At 52.9% G+C, this 17,114-nt stretch carries 15 protein-coding genes; 5 read left to right on the forward strand and 10 right to left on the reverse strand.

All coding sequences use genetic code 11. From position 1 onward, the window contains the following. Positions 1 to 198 precede the first annotated feature (198 nt). Positions 199 to 744 (reverse strand): helix-turn-helix transcriptional regulator, encoded by a 546-nt coding sequence (locus I2D83_RS03270; RefSeq protein WP_043881839.1) that lies wholly within the window; start codon positions 742 to 744, stop codon positions 199 to 201. A 678-nt stretch (positions 745 to 1,422) separates the two neighbouring features. Next, positions 1,423 to 2,175, reverse strand: a complete 753-nt coding sequence (gene loiP, locus I2D83_RS03275) for a metalloprotease LoiP (RefSeq protein WP_205947537.1) — start codon at positions 2,173 to 2,175, stop codon at positions 1,423 to 1,425. A gap of 409 nt (positions 2,176 to 2,584) precedes the next feature. Between loiP and tkt the strand changes: the two genes are divergently transcribed. The 5 genes from tkt (at position 2,585) to mscS (ending at position 9,335) form a co-directional block, all read left to right on the forward strand. Continuing rightward, entirely contained in the window at positions 2,585 to 4,579 is a 1,995-nt protein-coding gene (gene tkt / locus I2D83_RS03280; RefSeq protein ID WP_205947538.1) for a transketolase, read from the forward strand. Positions 4,580 to 4,893: 314 nt separating this feature from the next. Beyond that, complete coding sequence (epd, locus tag I2D83_RS03285) at positions 4,894 to 5,910, forward strand: erythrose-4-phosphate dehydrogenase (protein ID WP_015841831.1); 1,017 nt, start codon at positions 4,894 to 4,896, stop codon at positions 5,908 to 5,910. A gap of 72 nt (positions 5,911 to 5,982) precedes the next feature. Then, positions 5,983 to 7,146, forward strand: a complete 1,164-nt coding sequence (gene pgk, locus I2D83_RS03290) for a phosphoglycerate kinase (protein WP_015841830.1) — start codon at positions 5,983 to 5,985, stop codon at positions 7,144 to 7,146. Between the two features lie 135 nt (positions 7,147 to 7,281). Beyond that, entirely contained in the window at positions 7,282 to 8,358 is a 1,077-nt protein-coding gene (gene fbaA / locus I2D83_RS03295) for a class II fructose-bisphosphate aldolase (protein ID WP_015841829.1), read from the forward strand. A 125-nt stretch (positions 8,359 to 8,483) separates the two neighbouring features. Next, positions 8,484 to 9,335 carry a small-conductance mechanosensitive channel MscS gene (gene mscS, locus I2D83_RS03300; protein ID WP_205947539.1) on the forward strand — a complete coding sequence of 284 codons (852 nt, stop codon included), beginning with the start codon at positions 8,484 to 8,486 and terminating at the stop codon, positions 9,333 to 9,335. A gap of 46 nt (positions 9,336 to 9,381) precedes the next feature. Here mscS and araD read toward each other — a convergent pair whose 3' ends face one another. The 8 genes from araD to I2D83_RS03340 all read right to left on the reverse strand — a co-directional run bounded on the left by araD (position 9,382) and on the right by I2D83_RS03340 (position 17,112). Continuing rightward, complete coding sequence (gene araD / locus I2D83_RS03305; protein WP_180776728.1) at positions 9,382 to 10,083, reverse strand: L-ribulose-5-phosphate 4-epimerase; 702 nt, start codon at positions 10,081 to 10,083, stop codon at positions 9,382 to 9,384. Further along, positions 10,077 to 10,937, reverse strand: a complete 861-nt coding sequence (locus I2D83_RS03310) for an L-ribulose-5-phosphate 3-epimerase (RefSeq protein WP_015841826.1) — start codon at positions 10,935 to 10,937, stop codon at positions 10,077 to 10,079. Before I2D83_RS03310 ends, araD begins: the two co-directional genes overlap by 7 nt. 1 nt (position 10,938) lies before the next feature. Continuing rightward, positions 10,939 to 11,595, reverse strand: coding sequence for a 3-keto-L-gulonate-6-phosphate decarboxylase UlaD (gene ulaD, locus I2D83_RS03315; protein ID WP_205947540.1), 657 nt, complete (start codon positions 11,593 to 11,595; stop codon positions 10,939 to 10,941). Further along, a complete protein-coding gene (locus I2D83_RS03320; RefSeq protein ID WP_205947541.1) occupies positions 11,592 to 13,100 on the reverse strand; it encodes an FGGY-family carbohydrate kinase in 1,509 nt (502 codons plus the stop codon). The genes ulaD and I2D83_RS03320 overlap by 4 nt, the downstream gene beginning before the upstream one ends. After that, a complete protein-coding gene (locus I2D83_RS03325; RefSeq protein WP_015841823.1) occupies positions 13,097 to 14,398 on the reverse strand; it encodes an MFS transporter in 1,302 nt (433 codons plus the stop codon). The genes I2D83_RS03320 and I2D83_RS03325 overlap by 4 nt, the downstream gene beginning before the upstream one ends. Positions 14,399 to 14,519: 121 nt before the next feature. After that, complete coding sequence (locus I2D83_RS03330) at positions 14,520 to 14,993, reverse strand: NanQ anomerase/TabA/YiaL family protein (protein WP_182100514.1); 474 nt, start codon at positions 14,991 to 14,993, stop codon at positions 14,520 to 14,522. Positions 14,994 to 15,007: 14 nt separating this feature from the next. Next, positions 15,008 to 16,006, reverse strand: coding sequence for a 3-dehydro-L-gulonate 2-dehydrogenase (gene yiaK / locus I2D83_RS03335; protein ID WP_180776733.1), 999 nt, complete (start codon positions 16,004 to 16,006; stop codon positions 15,008 to 15,010). Positions 16,007 to 16,266: 260 nt separating this feature from the next. After that, on the reverse strand, positions 16,267 to 17,112 hold the full coding sequence (locus I2D83_RS03340; RefSeq protein ID WP_180776734.1) for an SMP-30/gluconolactonase/LRE family protein: 846 nt from the start codon (positions 17,110 to 17,112) through the stop codon (positions 16,267 to 16,269). Between the last annotated feature and the right edge of the window lie 2 nt (positions 17,113 to 17,114).

The following is a 17,114-nucleotide window of genomic DNA, read 5'->3' on the forward strand; positions in this document are numbered from 1 at the left end:
CGTCGGGAACGAATTTGACCAGCCAACGGCTGGCCTTCGGTGAGAGACAGGATGTCTCTCATTTCATCCCGATGAACTTACACTGGTAAGTGATTCGGGTGAGTGAACGTAGCCAACGCACATGCAACTTGAAGTATGACGGGTATATGACTGAGTAAAAAGGGATGCGAGTGAGCATCCCTTTTTTTCGGCTATCGTTCAGATAAGCGAATTACTTATATTGATATCGGTTGCTGGCTTGGGAAGGGAATCAAATTCTTCAATGACGCTGTCCTTGAAGATAATCTTGGCAATTAGCAGTAAAGAGTTTTTATCCTGAACGCCATATTTATTCAGTAATCGTGATTTGCTGTTCAGTACTGATTTCTTATTTAATCCAATGATATCGGCAATCGCTTCCGCGGTGTAGCCCGCACACCAATACTGGAATACGGCATATTCAGACTTTGACAACCTGACGGGACTGAATAAACGGCGATCGTGAAGGTGGACGAAATCGAGTAATTTATAAAAAGAATCGATGGCAGCTGACTTTGAAATAAGAATCGTTTTTTCGTCAATGCACACGGGAGGGTGATTGGGGGAATTATTGATGATAACGAACGACGCCGCCATATTATAAAAGTGAGTTCTTATCGACTCGTAGTATTCCTCAAAGCCCTCACTGCTACCGTCAATGATGAAAATACATTTTTTCTTTCCTTGCTGCAGCGTAAACCTGTTGACGGGTTTTATCGAGAGCATAGGGATACTGGATAGGATTTCCCGTAATCCTACCGTGGTAAAATTGCATTTACTGAAAATTCTCACATCCATGATTTTTAACACATATGAGTTTATTGTCTGAAAGGGGCCACAAACCAATAATTGCTGCTGATGTTATCCAGTTATTAAGAAATCGCGATCCTGAAATGCCTTTAAATCGCTAAAAAGATGGAGCCTCTAGAGAAACCCGTGAAAGAGACAACCGGTTTATCATATATCTATATGATCCAACTGGAAAAATTTTTATTGGTTTAACATAGTATGCTTGATTTATTGGTTTATTTCTATCTTTAAATACAGGGGGTTACCCCAACATTCCTGTTTATTACGACGTAGGTCTCTGCGCTAATCGTGTTTACCTGTTTGTCGGTATGCTGCCGCATTCGTGGATTACGGCTTCTGGCATCTGGAAATCCACCGAGTTTCGTTTCTTAAAAAGAGAACAGAAAGTTAATAAGATTGAAAATAGCTATCTATTTGTCATCTATTAATTCTTCAATCCTATCATCATGACGATAGCGGGATGTAAAGATGGCAGTTACGTGACAGCTTACAGCGAATATGAGGGGGATGATAGTGGTCGGATGACTAGCGGGCAATTGAGATTTTTTCAATTGCCCGCGGTGTGCTTGCCTGGTGAGTCATCAGAACGCAGGGTTACTTCTCGGCAGCAATACGTTCACGAATGTGTTTGGCGCGACCTTCAGATGAAGGGTGGGAATCAAACATGCTGCTCTCATGGCCCGCATCAAGTTTGGCGAGTTTCTCAAAGCTGCTTGCCAGACCTTCCCGATTGATGCCGCGTTTCTTCAGCAAATCAAAGGAGTAATCATCTGCCTGTGTTTCCTGCGTTTGAGAGAACTGGGAATTAACCAGTTTTTCTCCCAGATCGGCTAGCTGAGATTGTGACAGAGACGCCGCCACGCCGCCCGCAGAGGCGATGGCAGTACGAGCAGCCGTTGCCGCGTAGGCAACCTGCATCGCTTTACGCGTGTGTCCCAGCGCAACGTGACCCATTTCGTGGCCGAGAACGCCTTCCACTTCATTGTCGTTCATCATGTCCATCAGGCCGCTATACACCCGGATACAGCCGTTAGCCATTGCCCAGGCGTTAACGTCTTTTGTCAGATAAACCTTGTAGTTGGCTGGTGTACCGTTGATGTCATGACCCAGCGCATCCGCAATTTTATTCAGGCGCTGTGTGTACTTGCTGTCGGCAGGGGCAATTTTTGCCTCTTTGTCCATTTGCTCACAGGACTGATTGCTGAGTGATTTAACATCAACATCGCTGAGCGTTGCCGCCTGAAACGCCTGAGCACCGGACTGCATTAAGGTATTGGTGTTTAAGTTCTGGCAGCCAGTCAGCAACGTTGCTACACACAGCGCCAGCACAGAAGAACGAATTGCCATAAAAATCATCTCCCTACGATGGTGTTCGTTTTTAGTATGAAAGAAAATCGGCTATAAACTACCCGAAAACGACATTGAGAAATAGATCGGAAAATCTGATTTATCTTTTTTACGGTAGCCCGTAGGCGATGTATTTTGTTTCTGGGCGTTCCGAAAAGGTGCGTCGAATAAAGGTAAACCCACTAGAAAACATCGCGTATAGCGCTGTAATCAACTGCACAATTGGTAAAAGAACCGTCATTGATTCGTCAGCCGATAAATCCCTGTTTTTTGCTCACGGTTCCATGTGCATTCGCTACATTTTTCATGTACATTTGTAATCATATTTATTTTGTCATTCTTGTTTAACTTGTTGATTTTTATTGGTTTTACAGGAAAGGCAGTCGTTCAATCCGATCTGGAGTCAAGCATGTCCTCTCGTAAAGAACTTGCCAATGCTATCCGCGCGCTGAGCATGGATGGGGTGCAGAAAGCCAAATCCGGTCACCCGGGCGCACCGATGGGCATGGCCGATATCGCCGAAGTCCTGTGGCGCGATTACCTCAACCATAATCCGGCCAACCCTAACTGGGCCAACCGCGACCGCTTCGTGCTGTCCAACGGCCACGCGTCCATGCTGATTTACAGCCTGCTGCATCTCTCCGGCTACGACCTGCCGATTGAAGAACTGAAAAACTTCCGCCAGCTGCACTCCAAAACGCCGGGTCACCCGGAATACGGCTACACCGCCGGCGTCGAAACCACCACCGGCCCGCTGGGTCAGGGGATTGCCAACGCGGTCGGGATGGCGATTGCCGAACGCACGCTGGCGGCGCAGTTCAACCGTCCGGGCCACGAGATTGTCGACCACCACACCTACGCCTTCCTCGGCGACGGCTGCATGATGGAAGGGATTTCCCACGAAGTCTGCTCGCTGGCCGGTACCATGAAGCTCGGCAAGCTGACCGCGTTTTATGATGACAACGGCATCTCCATCGACGGCCACGTTGAAGGCTGGTTTACCGACGATACCGCCGCCCGTTTTGAAGCCTACGGCTGGCACGTGGTGCGCGGCGTGGACGGCCACGATGCGGACGCCATCAAGCGTGCCATCGGTGAAGCCCAGCTGGTGACCGACAAGCCGTCGCTGCTGATGTGCAAAACCGTGATTGGTTTTGGTTCACCGAACAAGGCCGGTACGCACGATTCGCACGGTGCGCCGCTGGGCGATGCAGAAGTCGCCGCCTCCCGCGAACAGCTGGGCTGGACCCACGCGCCGTTTGAGATTCCTGCTGATATCTATGCCGCCTGGGATGCCAAACCAGCCGGTCAGCGTAAGGAAGCGGCCTGGAACGAAGCGTTTGCTGCCTACGCCAGCGCATACCCGGAACTGGCTGCCGAGTTCACACGCCGCACCGGCGGTGCACTGCCGGCCAGCTGGCAGGCGGACGCCCAGAAATTTATCGAAGACCTGCAGGCCAACCCGGCGAAAATTGCCAGCCGCAAAGCCTCACAGAACGCGCTGGAAGCCTACGGCAAACTGCTGCCGGAATTCCTGGGCGGTTCGGCCGACCTGGCACCGAGCAACCTGACCATCTGGTCCGGCTCGGTATCGCTGGATAAAGACCACGCGGGTAACTACATCCACTACGGCGTGCGCGAATTCGGCATGACGGCGATTGCCAACGGGATTGCGCTGCATGGTGGCTTTGTGCCGTACACCGCGACCTTCCTGATGTTTGTGGAATATGCCCGTAACGCGGTACGTATGGCCGCGCTGATGAAAATCCGCAGCATCTACGTCTACACCCACGACTCCATCGGTCTGGGCGAAGACGGTCCGACGCACCAGCCGGTTGAACAGCTGGCCAGCCTGCGCGTGACACCGAACATGAGCAACTGGCGTCCGGCAGACCAGGTGGAAACGGCGGTGGCGTGGAAATACGCCATTGAGCGTCAGGACGGCCCGACGTCACTCATCCTGTCCCGTCAGAATCTGGCGCAGCAGCCACGTACTGCTGAGCAGCTGGCGAACGTGGCGAAAGGCGGCTACGTGCTGAAAGACAGCGACGGTCAGCCGGAGCTTATCCTGATTGCCACCGGCTCTGAAGTCGAGCTGGCTGTCGGCGCGTATGACAAGCTGACTGCCGCAGGCCGCAAGGTGCGTGTGGTGTCGATGCCGTCAACGGATGCATTCGACAAGCAGGATGCAGCCTACCGTGAAGCGGTGCTGCCGAAAGCGGTATCGGCACGCGTGGCGATTGAAGCGGGTATCGCGGACTACTGGTTCAAGTATGTGGGCCTGAACGGCGCGATTGTCGGCATGACGAGCTTCGGCGAATCGGCTCCGGCGGAGCTGCTGTTTGAAGAGTTCGGCTTCACCGTCGATAACGTGGTGGAAAAAGCGCAGGCGCTGCTTAAGTAATTACGCCGCGTTAACCCCGATATGAGAAGCCGTCAGCTAACGCTGGCGGCTTTTTTTCATCTTGAATTTAACTTCCCTCTCGATGCGCGTTGTCTGCCTCTCAGATATGGTTTTTTCATTTTTATGACGCAGGTCACTCTTCTGGCGTGTGCCAGACGAGAATATTTCTTTTATACGTTAATTCGTTTATTCTAGCTGAAGCGTTTCAGTTGTTGTGCTGACGGTGTTTCGCCAGGGGTTCTCTGGTGTCTAAGAAGGGTATATTCTATGCGCTGGGTAACCCTGCCATGACATAAGGAACCACAAGGAACGCCATGACGATCCGTATTGCGATAAACGGTTTTGGCCGCATTGGCCGCAGTGTTTTACGTGCGTTGTATGAATCAGGCCGCCGAGCCGAGATTACCGTTGTGGCTATTAATGAGCTGGCAAGCGCGGAAGGTATGGCGCATTTGCTCAAGTACGACTCCAGCCACGGCCGTTTTTCGTGGGATGTGCGTCAGGAGTGTGACCAGCTTTATGTCGGTGATGATTGTATTCGTCTGTTACATCAGGCAGAGATTCAGGCATTGCCCTGGCGAGAACTCGGTGTAGATATCGTACTGGATTGCAGCGGTGTTTACGGTAGCCGGGAAGATGGCGAAGCCCATCTGGCGGCAGGTGCGAAGAAAGTGCTGTTTTCTCATCCGGGAACGGCGGATTTGGATGCGACGGTGGTGTTTGGCGTCAATCATCAGCAGTTGGAACGTGAGCATCGTATTGTTTCCAATGCGTCCTGTACGACCAACTGCATTATCCCGGTGATCAAATTACTGGATGATGCCTTCGGGATCGAAAATGGCACGGTGACGACGATTCACTCATCCATGAACGATCAACCGGTGATCGATGCTTATCATCACGATCTGCGGCGTACACGTGCCGCCAGCCAGTCGATCATTCCGGTAGATACCAAGCTGTCGGCGGGGATCACCCGTATTTTTCCGCAGTTTGTCGATCGTTTTGAGGCGATATCGGTGCGGGTGCCGACGATTAACGTCACGGCAATTGACCTGAGCGTTAGCGTCAGGAAAGCCGTAAACGTGAATGAAATTAATGCACTATTGCAAAAATCAGCGCACGAGTCGTTTCGTGGTATAGTTGATTATACTGAATTGCCATTAGTGTCAGCTGATTTTAACCACGATCCGCACAGTGCCATTGTTGACGGCACGCAGACACGGGTCAGTGGTCAGCATCTGATTAAAACATTGGTCTGGTGCGATAACGAATGGGGCTTTGCCAACCGGATGTTGGATACAACACGGGCGATGGCAGCCTGCGGTTTCTAGTACGACGGTGGCGATCAGGGGTCGCTATCTCGCTCAAGCAACTTTAAAAGAGAATCAACAAGAGGATTCACCATGTCTGTAATTAAGATGACCGATCTGGATCTGGCTGGTAAACGTGTTCTTATTCGTGCGGATCTGAACGTACCAGTAAAAGAAGGGAAAGTGACGTCTGATGCGCGCATCCGTGCCTCTCTGCCGACCATCGAAATCGCTCTGAAACAAGGCGCTCGCGTTATGGTCACTTCCCACCTGGGACGTCCGACCGAAGGCGAATACAACGAAGAATTTTCTCTGCTGCCTGTTGTGGACTACCTGAAAGAGAAACTGTCTTCTCCTGTACGTCTGGCGAAAGACTATCTTGATGGTGTTGATGTCGCTGAAGGCGAGCTGGTTGTACTGGAAAACGTTCGTTTTAACAAAGGCGAGAAGAAAGACGACGAAGTCCTGTCCAAGAAATACGCTGCGCTGTGCGATGTGTTCGTGATGGACGCTTTCGGTACTGCACACCGTGCGCAGGCTTCAACCCACGGCGTGGGTAAATTTGCGCCTATCGCCTGTGCGGGCCCGCTGCTGTCTGGTGAGCTGGAAGCGCTGGGTAAAGCATTGAGCGAACCAGCACGTCCGATGGTCGCTATCGTAGGTGGTTCTAAAGTTTCCACCAAACTGACCGTACTGGATTCCCTGTCTAAAATCGCCGATCAGCTGATCGTCGGTGGTGGTATCGCCAACACCTTCGTTGCCGCACAAGGCCACAACGTGGGTAAATCTCTGTACGAAGCCGATCTGATTCCTGAAGCGAAGAAGCTGCTGGAAACCTGCGATATTCCTGTGCCGAGCGATGTGCGTGTTGCGTCAGAATTCTCTGAAACTGCAACTGCAACGCTGAAGTCTGTTACGGCAATCAAAGACGAAGAGCAGATTCTGGATCTGGGTGATGTTTCCGCTGAGCGTCTGGCTGAAATTCTGAAGAATGCCAAGACCATCCTGTGGAATGGCCCGGTTGGCGTCTTCGAATTCCCGAATTTCCGTAAAGGAACCGAGACTATCGCTCGTGCTATCGCAGAGAGTGATGCGTTCTCTATCGCAGGCGGCGGCGATACGCTGGCTGCGATCGATCTGTTTGGTATTGCTGACAAAATCTCCTACATTTCTACCGGTGGTGGCGCATTCCTGGAGTTCGTTGAAGGGAAAAAACTGCCTGCAGTAGTTATGCTGGAAGAACGCGCTAAACAGTAATTTAAGGTAAGGGCTGCTTTTTCCCTTTCCTGTGGTTGTCTTGGCATGCCGTTATGGATGTCGTGCCGAGACAACCTGTCGATTTAACATCGATTTCTCTAACCCCTCCACGGCCAACGAAACGGGACACGTAACATGTCTAAAATTTTTGATTTCGTAAAACCCGGTGTCATCACTGGTGATGACGTTCAGAAAGTTTTCGCAGTAGCAAAAGAAAACCAATTCGCTTTGCCAGCAGTGAACTGTGTCGGTACCGACTCAATCAATGCTGTGCTGGAAGCCGCAGCCAAAGTACGTGCGCCGGTCATTGTTCAGTTCTCTAACGGCGGTGCAGCATTCATCGCGGGTAAAGGCCTGAAAGCAGAAGGTCAGCAGGCGGCAATTTTGGGAGCGATTTCTGGCGCTCATCATGTGCATCAAATGGCGGAACACTACGGTGTGCCAGTCATTCTGCACACCGACCACTGCGCGAAGAAATTGCTGCCGTGGATCGATGGCCTGCTGGACGCGGGTGAAAAACACTTTGCTGCTACTGGCAAACCGCTGTTCTCTTCTCACATGATTGACCTGTCTGAAGAGTCGCTGGAAGAGAATATCGAGATCTGTTCTAAGTATTTGGCTCGTATGGCCAAAATCGATATGACTCTGGAAATCGAACTGGGTTGTACCGGTGGCGAAGAAGACGGTGTGGATAACAGCCACATGGACGCCTCAGCGCTGTACACCCAGCCGGAAGACGTTGACTACGCGTACACCAAGCTGAACGCGATCAGCCCACGTTTCACCATCGCTGCTTCTTTCGGTAACGTGCATGGCGTATACAAGCCAGGTAACGTGAAACTGACTCCGACCATCCTGCGCGACTCTCAGGAATATGTTTCCAAGAAACATAACCTGCCGCACAACAGCCTGGACTTCGTGTTCCACGGTGGTTCTGGTTCCAGCGCTCAGGAAATCAAAGACTCCGTTAGCTACGGCGTAGTGAAAATGAACATCGATACCGACACCCAGTGGGCTACGTGGGAAGGTATTCTGAAATATTACAAAGATAACGAAGCTTATCTGCAAGGCCAATTGGGCAACCCGAAAGGCGAAGATCAGCCGAACAAGAAATACTATGACCCGCGCGTGTGGCTGCGTTCCGCGCAGGCGAGCATGGTTACGCGTCTGGAGCAGGCTTTCAAAGAGCTGAATGCTGTTGATGTGCTGTAAGTCAGACAACGTAAACATGATTTGATGCTAAGGCTCCTACGGGAGCCTTAATTTTTGGTACCGATGTTGCGGTTTTAGATGTGGACGTTATGCTTTCCCAGTGATTAAAAAACAGGAGCGTTTAAATGGAAGAACTTAATACGGGATTGGATCAGGCAGGGAACTGGTTGGTGGCACATCAGAACTTGTTTTTGCAGTATGCCGTGAATATTGTCGCCGCATTAGTGATCCTTATTGTTGGTTTGGTGATCGCGCGGATCGTCTCTGGCACCATCAATAAACTGATGATTAGTCGTTCTATTGATTCAACCGTGGCCGATTTCCTGTCTGCGCTGGTGCGTTATGGCATTATCGCGTTCACGCTGATTGCCGTATTGAGCCGGGTTGGCGTGCAGACAGCATCGGTGATTGCTGTGCTGGGTGCCGCAGGTTTGGCCGTCGGTCTGGCATTGCAGGGGTCGTTAGCCAACTTTGCTGCGGGCGTTTTGCTGGTGATTTTCCGGCCTTTCCGTACCGGCGAATGGGTGGACTTGGGCGGCGTGTCTGGCTCCGTCACACAGGTACAGATCTTCTCGACGACGCTGCGCACCTCTGACGGCAAAATTATCGTGGTGCCGAATGGCAAGATCATCGCTGGCAACATCATCAACAGCTCGCGTGAGCCGGATCGCCGTACCGAAATTATTGTCGGTGTGGCTTATGATGCCGATATCGACGTGGTGAAAAAGCTGCTGGGCGATATTATCGCTGCCGATGGACGTATCCAGCACGACAAGGGGGTTACGATTCGCCTGAATGAAATGGCGGCGTCATCGCTGAATTTTGTGGTGTGGGTGTGGACAACCAACGGCAACGCACAGGCGGTGTATTGGGATCTGCTGGAAAGCTTTAAACGCGCGCTGGATGAGCACCGTATTGGTATTCCTTATCCGCAGATGGATGTACATTTACACCAGGTTCAGGAACGCGCTGAATAATATGTTGTATCACAGGGGCCGGACGGCCCCTGATTGATCCCTGCTTCTATTGTCCGTAATAGGCATCTTTCCCATGCTTACGCAGGTAGTGCTTATCCAGCAGAACTTGCTGCATAGCGGTAATACCTGGCGTCAGCTGGCGTGAAAAAATGCCCATATAGGCTATCTCCTCTAGTACCACCGCATTATGTACCGCATTATGTGCGTCTTTTCCCCAGGCGAATGGGCCGTGTGCATTGACTAACACGGCTGGGATGTCTGTTGGGCTGATACCGCGCTGGCGGAATGTTTCTATAATCACGTTGCCTGTTTCCTGCTCATAGTGCTGGGCAATTTCGTCCTGTGTCATCAATCGCGTGCAGGGGATGGTTCCGTAGAAATAGTCGGCATGCGTGGTGCCCCAGGCCGGGAGATCCAGCCCCGCCTGTGCCCAGATGGTGGCGTGGCGCGAGTGCGTATGGACAATGCCGCCAATCTCGGTAAAAGCGCGGTATAACGCCAGATGTGTCGCCGTATCCGAGGAGGGCTTTTTGTTACCTTCGATGGTCTGTCCAGAGGCAAGATCGACCACAACCATGTCATCTACGACCATATGTTCGTACTCCACACCTGATGGTTTGATGACCACTAGACCGCGGTCGCGATCGACGACGCTGACGTTACCCCAGGTAAACGTCACCAGATGGTGACGCGGTAAATCCAGATTCGCTTCCAGAACCTGTTGCTTAAGCTGTTGTAACGTTAGCATGACATTCCCCCTTGTTGCATTTTCTGCTCGATCCAGCGGCGCGCCTGAACGATCTCAGCGACCGGTTCATCAGCTTTCTCCGTCCACATTTCAATCAGGAAAGCGCCACGATAGTTGAGTGTTTTCAACGTGCTAAAAACAGAAATAAAATCCACACAGCCCTCGCCGAATGGTACGTCGCGGAACTGCCCGGGTGAGGTTGCGGTAACCGCCAAGGTGTCTTTCAGATGGATAGCGGCGATGCGATCGATACCCAGCTGTAATTCTTGCGTGACATTGTTGCCCCAGGCGCTGAGGTTGCCGACGTCCGGGTAGACGGTAAACCACGGTGAAGCCAGGCAGGCATCCCAGGCTTTCCATTTACTGATAGAGTTCATAAAGGCGGTGTCCATGATCTCCACGGATAGCATCACCTGCGCGGCGGCGGCGCGTTCAACCGCCCATTGCATACCTTCGGTAAAACGCGCGAGCGTGCCTTCATCTTGCTGCTCGTAATAGACGTCATACCCCGCTAGCTGAATGGTGCGGATGCCCACGTCGTTGGCCAGTTGAATGGCCTGCTCCATGATCGTAAAGGCACGCTGGCGCAGTGCTTCATCATGGCTGCCGAACGGAAAACGCCGATGCCCGGACAAGCACATCGAAGGGATACGAATGCCGGTTTCCAGCATCGCATTGACCAGAGAAAGCCGCTGTTCCTTACTCCATAGCAGGCGGGCCAGACGCTCATCGCTTTCGTCTACCGACATTTCAACAAAGTCAAAACCACAGGCCTTTGCTAGCGCTAAGCGCTCTGGCCAGGTCAGGTGTTTCGGCAGGGCTTTTTCATAAATACCTAATGGGTGTTGGCGCATATTAAGGCCTCCAGATGGCGTCAATGGCGGCGCGGAATTGGCGAGCCGAGTCTACTGGGTCAGGAGCATCCGCCAGCGCCCGTCCGGTAATGAATGCCGTGACGGCGATATCGCTGAAAAGCGGCAGATCCGAGGGGGTAATCCCTCCGGTAATAGAGAGTTCGATGCCGAGGTCAGAAAGGGCTTTCATCGTGTCCAGATCCTGCTGGCCCCAGGTTTGACCGCTGGCCTGCGCATCGCGCCCACGGTGGTAAATTGCCTGTTTGATGCCCAGTGCGCGCCACGCTTTGGCGTCTTCCAGCGTCCAGCGACCGAAGAGCTCAATCTGGATCTCTCCCCGATAACGCTCTGCCACTTCCAGCGCGCTAGCCATAGTGGGCAAAGGCGCGGCGCAGATGACGGTCATCCAGTTTGCGCCGTGGGAAAAGGCTTGCTCCGCCAGCGTGGCGCCCGCGTCAGCGACTTTCAGATCGGCCACCAGCACATGGTGAGGGCAGCGCTCGCGTAATTGGCTGACGGTCTGGATACCTGCGCTGATGCACAAAATGGTGCCCGCTTCGATGATGTCAACATAGGGGTGGAGTCGCTCCACGATGGTGAGTGCGGCATCCAGTCGGGTGTGGTCGAGCGCCAGTTGCAGGCGGGGTTGCGTTGTCATGGGTTCTCCTTACCGGCGGGTTGCAGCGCTTTTAACGCGTCGACGAGCGCCTGATAGTGTTGGTATTTTTTGTCGTAGGCCGTGCGAGCTTGTTCATCTGGGGTAAGGCGTGTAATCCGTGGTGAGAACGCCCGCTGAGCAGCGGTGATATCGCTAAAAGCACCGCTGCCGACCATCGCCGCCATTGCTGCACCCAGACAGCCGGTTTCTTCTACCTGTGGGAGTTCGACAGGCAGGCCGCTGACGTCCGCAAACATCTGCATCCAGGGGACAGACTTGGCTGGGCCGCCGGTGATGCGCAACGCGTCCACGTTAGGGAAACGCTGACGCATACGATTCAGGTGCGCCATGTGGCAGAACACCACACCTTCGTAAATAGCCTGAACGAGATGTTCGCGCCGGTGGAACGCTTGCAGGCCGTAGAAGCTGGCACTGAGCCCCAATCCGGCGTTGGAACCATATAAAAAGGGAACAAACAGCAGGTGACTGCCCGCTTTAGGAAGATGAGAAACCCAGTGATTGAGCTGAGCATAATCGACCCCTAAACCGTCACTCAGTCCCCATTGTTGGCAGAACCATTCCAGATTGGCAGCAGACGTAGGGCTGGCTTCATGCACGATGTAGCGTCCTGCTTCCGCATGGCGGCCATAAACGAAGGGATGGTCGTAGCCATCGGCGAGGGTGTCGGTGATGCCGCTGGTTACTGACCATGTCCCCATGACGGCATTGAGTCGAGTCTCGTCCTGAAGGCCTGCGCACAGGGCAGTGGAAACCACGTCGAATAACCCACCGACGACGGGGGTTCCCGCCCTCAGTCCGGTTAGCTGTGCTGCTTCTGGGGTAATTCGGCCTGCGATATCTGTAGAACCGATGATTGGAGGTAGGGCGCTGACGATTTCCGCAATCCCAAGTTGTTCTGCCAGTGCAGGATCGTAGTGGCCTGTGTCCATGTTGTAGAGGTTGGATTCGGAGATATTGGTTTCTTCACAAGCCCGTTCTCCGGTCAGGCAGAAACGCAGGTAGTCGTGCGCCATGAACAGCGTGCCGATTTGTGCATAGCGTGTCGGCTGGTGGTCTTTGAGCCACCGCAGTAGCGAAACCGGATGGCCTGTCCACAGCGTCTGGCGGGTCTGAGGATAGAGCGCTTGCGGTATCCCTGCTTGCTGCCACGCCAGAACCTGTTCACGCGCGCGCTGATCGGATGACAGAATCGCATGGCCTAGTGGTTTGTCATGCTTATCCAGCAAGAATAACCCTTTGCCTTGGGCGGAGATCCCCACGCCGGAAATTGCGCTAGCGGAGAGTGCCGTTCTGTCCAGCAGTTCACGAATAACCTCGGCAGCGGTCTGCCACAGGGTATGCATATCGCGTTCTGCCCAACCGGGTTGCGGTGTGGTAATCGGCAGATTGTGGCGTGCAATGCCGTACTCCGTTCCGGTGACGTCATAGATCCCGGCTTTGATAAAGGTTCCGCCGCAGTCGAGCCCCAGAAAATAATCTGTCATGCTGCCTCCGTAGACTCATCGCAGCGCGGTGGCAGCATCATGGCCAGTACGGCGGCAATCGCCAGTGAGATAGCCAGACTGTAGACGCCAACGTCTTTGTTAAAGGTTGAAATCAGGACGCCGACCATATAAGGGCCGCAGAAGCCACCGAGATTGCCAAGCGCATTAATGACACCGCGAGCGCCGCCAGCGACTTCGGCATCAAACAACTTGGGAGGAATAGTCCAGAACACCCCCGCGGCGGCCTGAATGAAGACGCCGCAGCCGACTAGCGCGGCATAGGACCACCAGATATGGCTTTTGAGCAAAACGGACAGTGCCATGCAAATGGCGAAACAGGCGAGTGGTAACGCGACGAAGACCTTACGTTTTCCTGAGTTATCGGACAGGTAGGAGATAGTGAACATACCGAGGATTGCCCCGATATAAGGCAAAATAGCCAGAATGCCGACCTGTTCCATATTGCCATTGGTCAGCCCTTTCAGGATGGTGGGTAACCACAGGGTGTAGCCGTAAATTCCTGTCTGGTAAAAGAAATTCACCAAAATTAACTGCCACATCAACTTTTCGCGCAATACCCGACTGAGGGAAGCATTGCGGACAGTTTTGCCTTGCAGGGCCGCTTGTTCTTCCTGCAACGTGTTGATCAGATACTCTTTTTCTGCCTGTGAAATCCATTTTGCTTCCTGCGGGCGGTTGCTAATGGTAAACCACCACAGCAGCATAACGACCAGCGAAACCCCTCCCTCCACCAGAAACAGCATGCGCCAATCCCAGGTTGTGATGACCCAGCCAGAAAGCGGGGCGGTCAAAATGCCGGCGATGGGTACAAACATGATGACAATCGCGTTGGCGCGGCCACGCTCTTTATCGGGGAACCAGTTGCTGATCATCGTGAGTACCACCGGGAGCATACCGCCTTCGGATACCCCCAGCGCAAAGCGCAAAAACAGCAACTGATACTGATTGGTCACCAGACCGGTTAACACCGAAATGACGGCCCAGGCCAGCAGTGACCAGCCGATAAACTTTTTACCGTTGCCGTGTACGGCGAGTTTGCCGCCCGGCACTTGTAAAAACAGATAGCCGATAAAGAAGATCCCGCCTGCGAGTCCGGCCATCGATGCCGTAATACCCAATTCGTCATCCATACCGCCCGGCATCGCGAAGGCAATATTGACGCGATCCATATAGGAAATAATGCAGGTAATCAAAATGGGCGGTACGATCCGCAACCAGCGTAATCGAGGAATATTTGCCGCTGTGCGCTGGCTAGAAGAAACCGTGGCTGTATTCATATCACTTTATCCTTCAACATGTTGCGTGCATGACGTGCTTCATTTTGGGCTTTTTCGCGCGTAGCAATCCCCGCACATGCCCGCAGGCATGTGTCGCGTTACATGGAAAAATCAGAAACGATTAGGGAGCGTGAAAGTGTGCCATCGGTATCTTCACCACCACTTTGCGGATTGCGCAGGGCTGCTCATGAATGCAGGCTGGACGATGTACATCCTGAGGAAAGAACACGGCAAAGTTGCCGGCATGCATGGTCAGCCAGGACTCGTCATCAACATCCTGATAGAACAAGATGTCGCGTGCTTCGTTCCATTCCTGATATACCGGATTACGGCCATTATCCGTTACCACACCGATCAGTTCGGTTCCGCTGACTAAAAATTGCACATCAATATGGTGACGATGGACTTCGGGGCGTAAGTCACTTTTAGTCTGCGTGTGCAAATCCAGTACCTGGACGGTATAGCCTGTCTCTTCATCAAGGTAGCGGCCAGTTGGTAAGACGCTGAAGTCGGTTTTTTTCAGGTAGGCCAGTGCACGGGCGACAGGCGCTGGGTGCTGACCAAAAAATGTATTGTCGATATGACCGAAGATCATGAGACGTCTCCTTGTTAAAGCGCCTGAATGCGTGCCCATACCCGTTCATCAACCGGGATGCCGTCACGCAAGTTTTCTTCGCGAATACGTGGAAACTTATGGCCCGGTAGACGGATAGCGACATCAGGTTGGGTACGCTCGGCGCTGGTGATGTAATCCATTATGCGTTTCAGCTTTTCATCGCGGGTTTTACCGTCGATCAGCCTATCGATCTCAATGGCGATGAAAACCTGAGACACGCCATATTCATCGCGATGATCCTCCGTGACTTCCGCAACAGATGCCCCGCCGGACAGTAGGGTGGCGATCATGTCCAGCACAATAGACAGGGCCGATCCTTTCCAGTAGCCCGCGGGAAGGATGCGCCTGTTTTCCTCGATAATGGCCGGATCGCGGGTCAAATTACCGTCGTTGTCGAACCCGCCATCAACCGGCAAGGTCTTGCCTGCCAGTCGGTTTATCTCCAGCGCGCCATAGGAAAACATCGACATCGACATATCCACCATGGTGATCGGATTGCCGGGAACAGCGACGATCAGCGGATTTGTACCGATGCGGCAAGTTTTTGCTCCCCACGGTGGCATAACGGCAATCGAGTTAGTCCAGCAAATACCGATATAGCCTTTCTCGGCGGCTTGCCAGCCATAGCCGCCGCCGCGCATCCAGTGGTTAGCATTGCGTAGCGCAACCAGACCGATACCGTGTGCATCGGCTAACTGCATGGCGCGATCCATCATGCGGCGAGCCGTCAGGTTGCCAATGCCCTGATGGGCATCCCATTGCTCGATAGCGCCGAGTGAGAGCAGTTTGCTGGGTTCGGCATCGGGTACGATGTCGCCAGCGTCCAACTGCTGAATAAAGCGTGGGAAGCGGTTTACACCGTGAGAATAAACACCGTCGGCGGAAGTATCAGCGAACAGCGTCGCGCAGGCATCGGCGGTCTCTTCCGCCACATTGCGCGCCAGTAAAACACGTTTGAACTGTTGCTTAAGGTCGTTGTATTTCACTCTCATAACGCGTCTCCATGACGATAGTTAGATTGCTTTTTGTTCGTCATATTTCATTATGCGAAATTGCATTTCAAATAAATGCTATACCTGTGCTTGCATGAAGTCAAAACGAGAGGGGGTTAAATTTTGTTTGAAAAACAAGTGGTTATTTTAATGTGGTGACTTTGTGATCGGTGCCGCATTTTGGGCGGTACGCGGAATACAGGCGTGAGAAAGCAGGGGGAGAGACTCCCCCCCCTGTTAACTACCCCACAGGCGTGGTTTTACCGGTACGATTCTACCCCGATGCGGTAAAGCGACGTCGTTGCCGTGATGTACAGTTCATTCCCTTCTGGTCCGCCGATAGTGCAGTTGGATACACACTCCGGTACGTCTATTTTGCCGATCTGATGGCCATCGGGACGAAAAATCAGGATGCCGTCAGCGCAACTGCAAAATAGGTTGCCAGTGCGATCAACACAGAAGCCATCGGGAATGCCCGGCTCTACGCGGGCAAAAAACTGTCCCGCCCCCAGATGCTTTCCCTCAACCGGATAAATTCGCAGATCGCGGCGACCCAGCGTTGGGAAATCAATAATCGACATGTCTGCAACATATAAATGTGTTTCATCCGGCGAAAATGCCAACCCATTCGGGCGTTGGAGATCGCTGGCCGCGATGCTGAGTGAGCCATCGCGCGGATCGAAACAGTAGACGTAGCAGCCAATGACCTGGCTTTCTGATTTGTAGCCTTCGTCATCGCTGGTAATGCCGTAGGGGGGATCGGTAAACCAGATCGTGCCATCGCTACGGATCGCCACATCGTTTGGCGAGTTGAAGCGTTTCCCATCAATGCGGTCAACCAAGACGCGAATATCGCCATTATTCTCACGACGGCTGATACCGCGCCGGCCATGCTCGCAGCTCACGACGCGTCCTTGCGCATCAAGTGCATTGCCGTTTGCGTAGTGGGATGGAAAACGCCAGAGAGCGACGTCGCCATTACGCGACCAGATAAACATCCGGTTTCCTTTTACATCGCTAAAGACCACAGCATCCTGCTGCGGCAACCATACTGGGCCTTCGGCCCAGATGGCGGGAGAACACAGACGCTCAAGTTGTTGTGTCATGC

Source organism: Pectobacterium aroidearum, from assembly GCF_015689195.1.
Lineage (GTDB): Bacteria > Pseudomonadota > Gammaproteobacteria > Enterobacterales > Enterobacteriaceae > Pectobacterium > Pectobacterium aroidearum.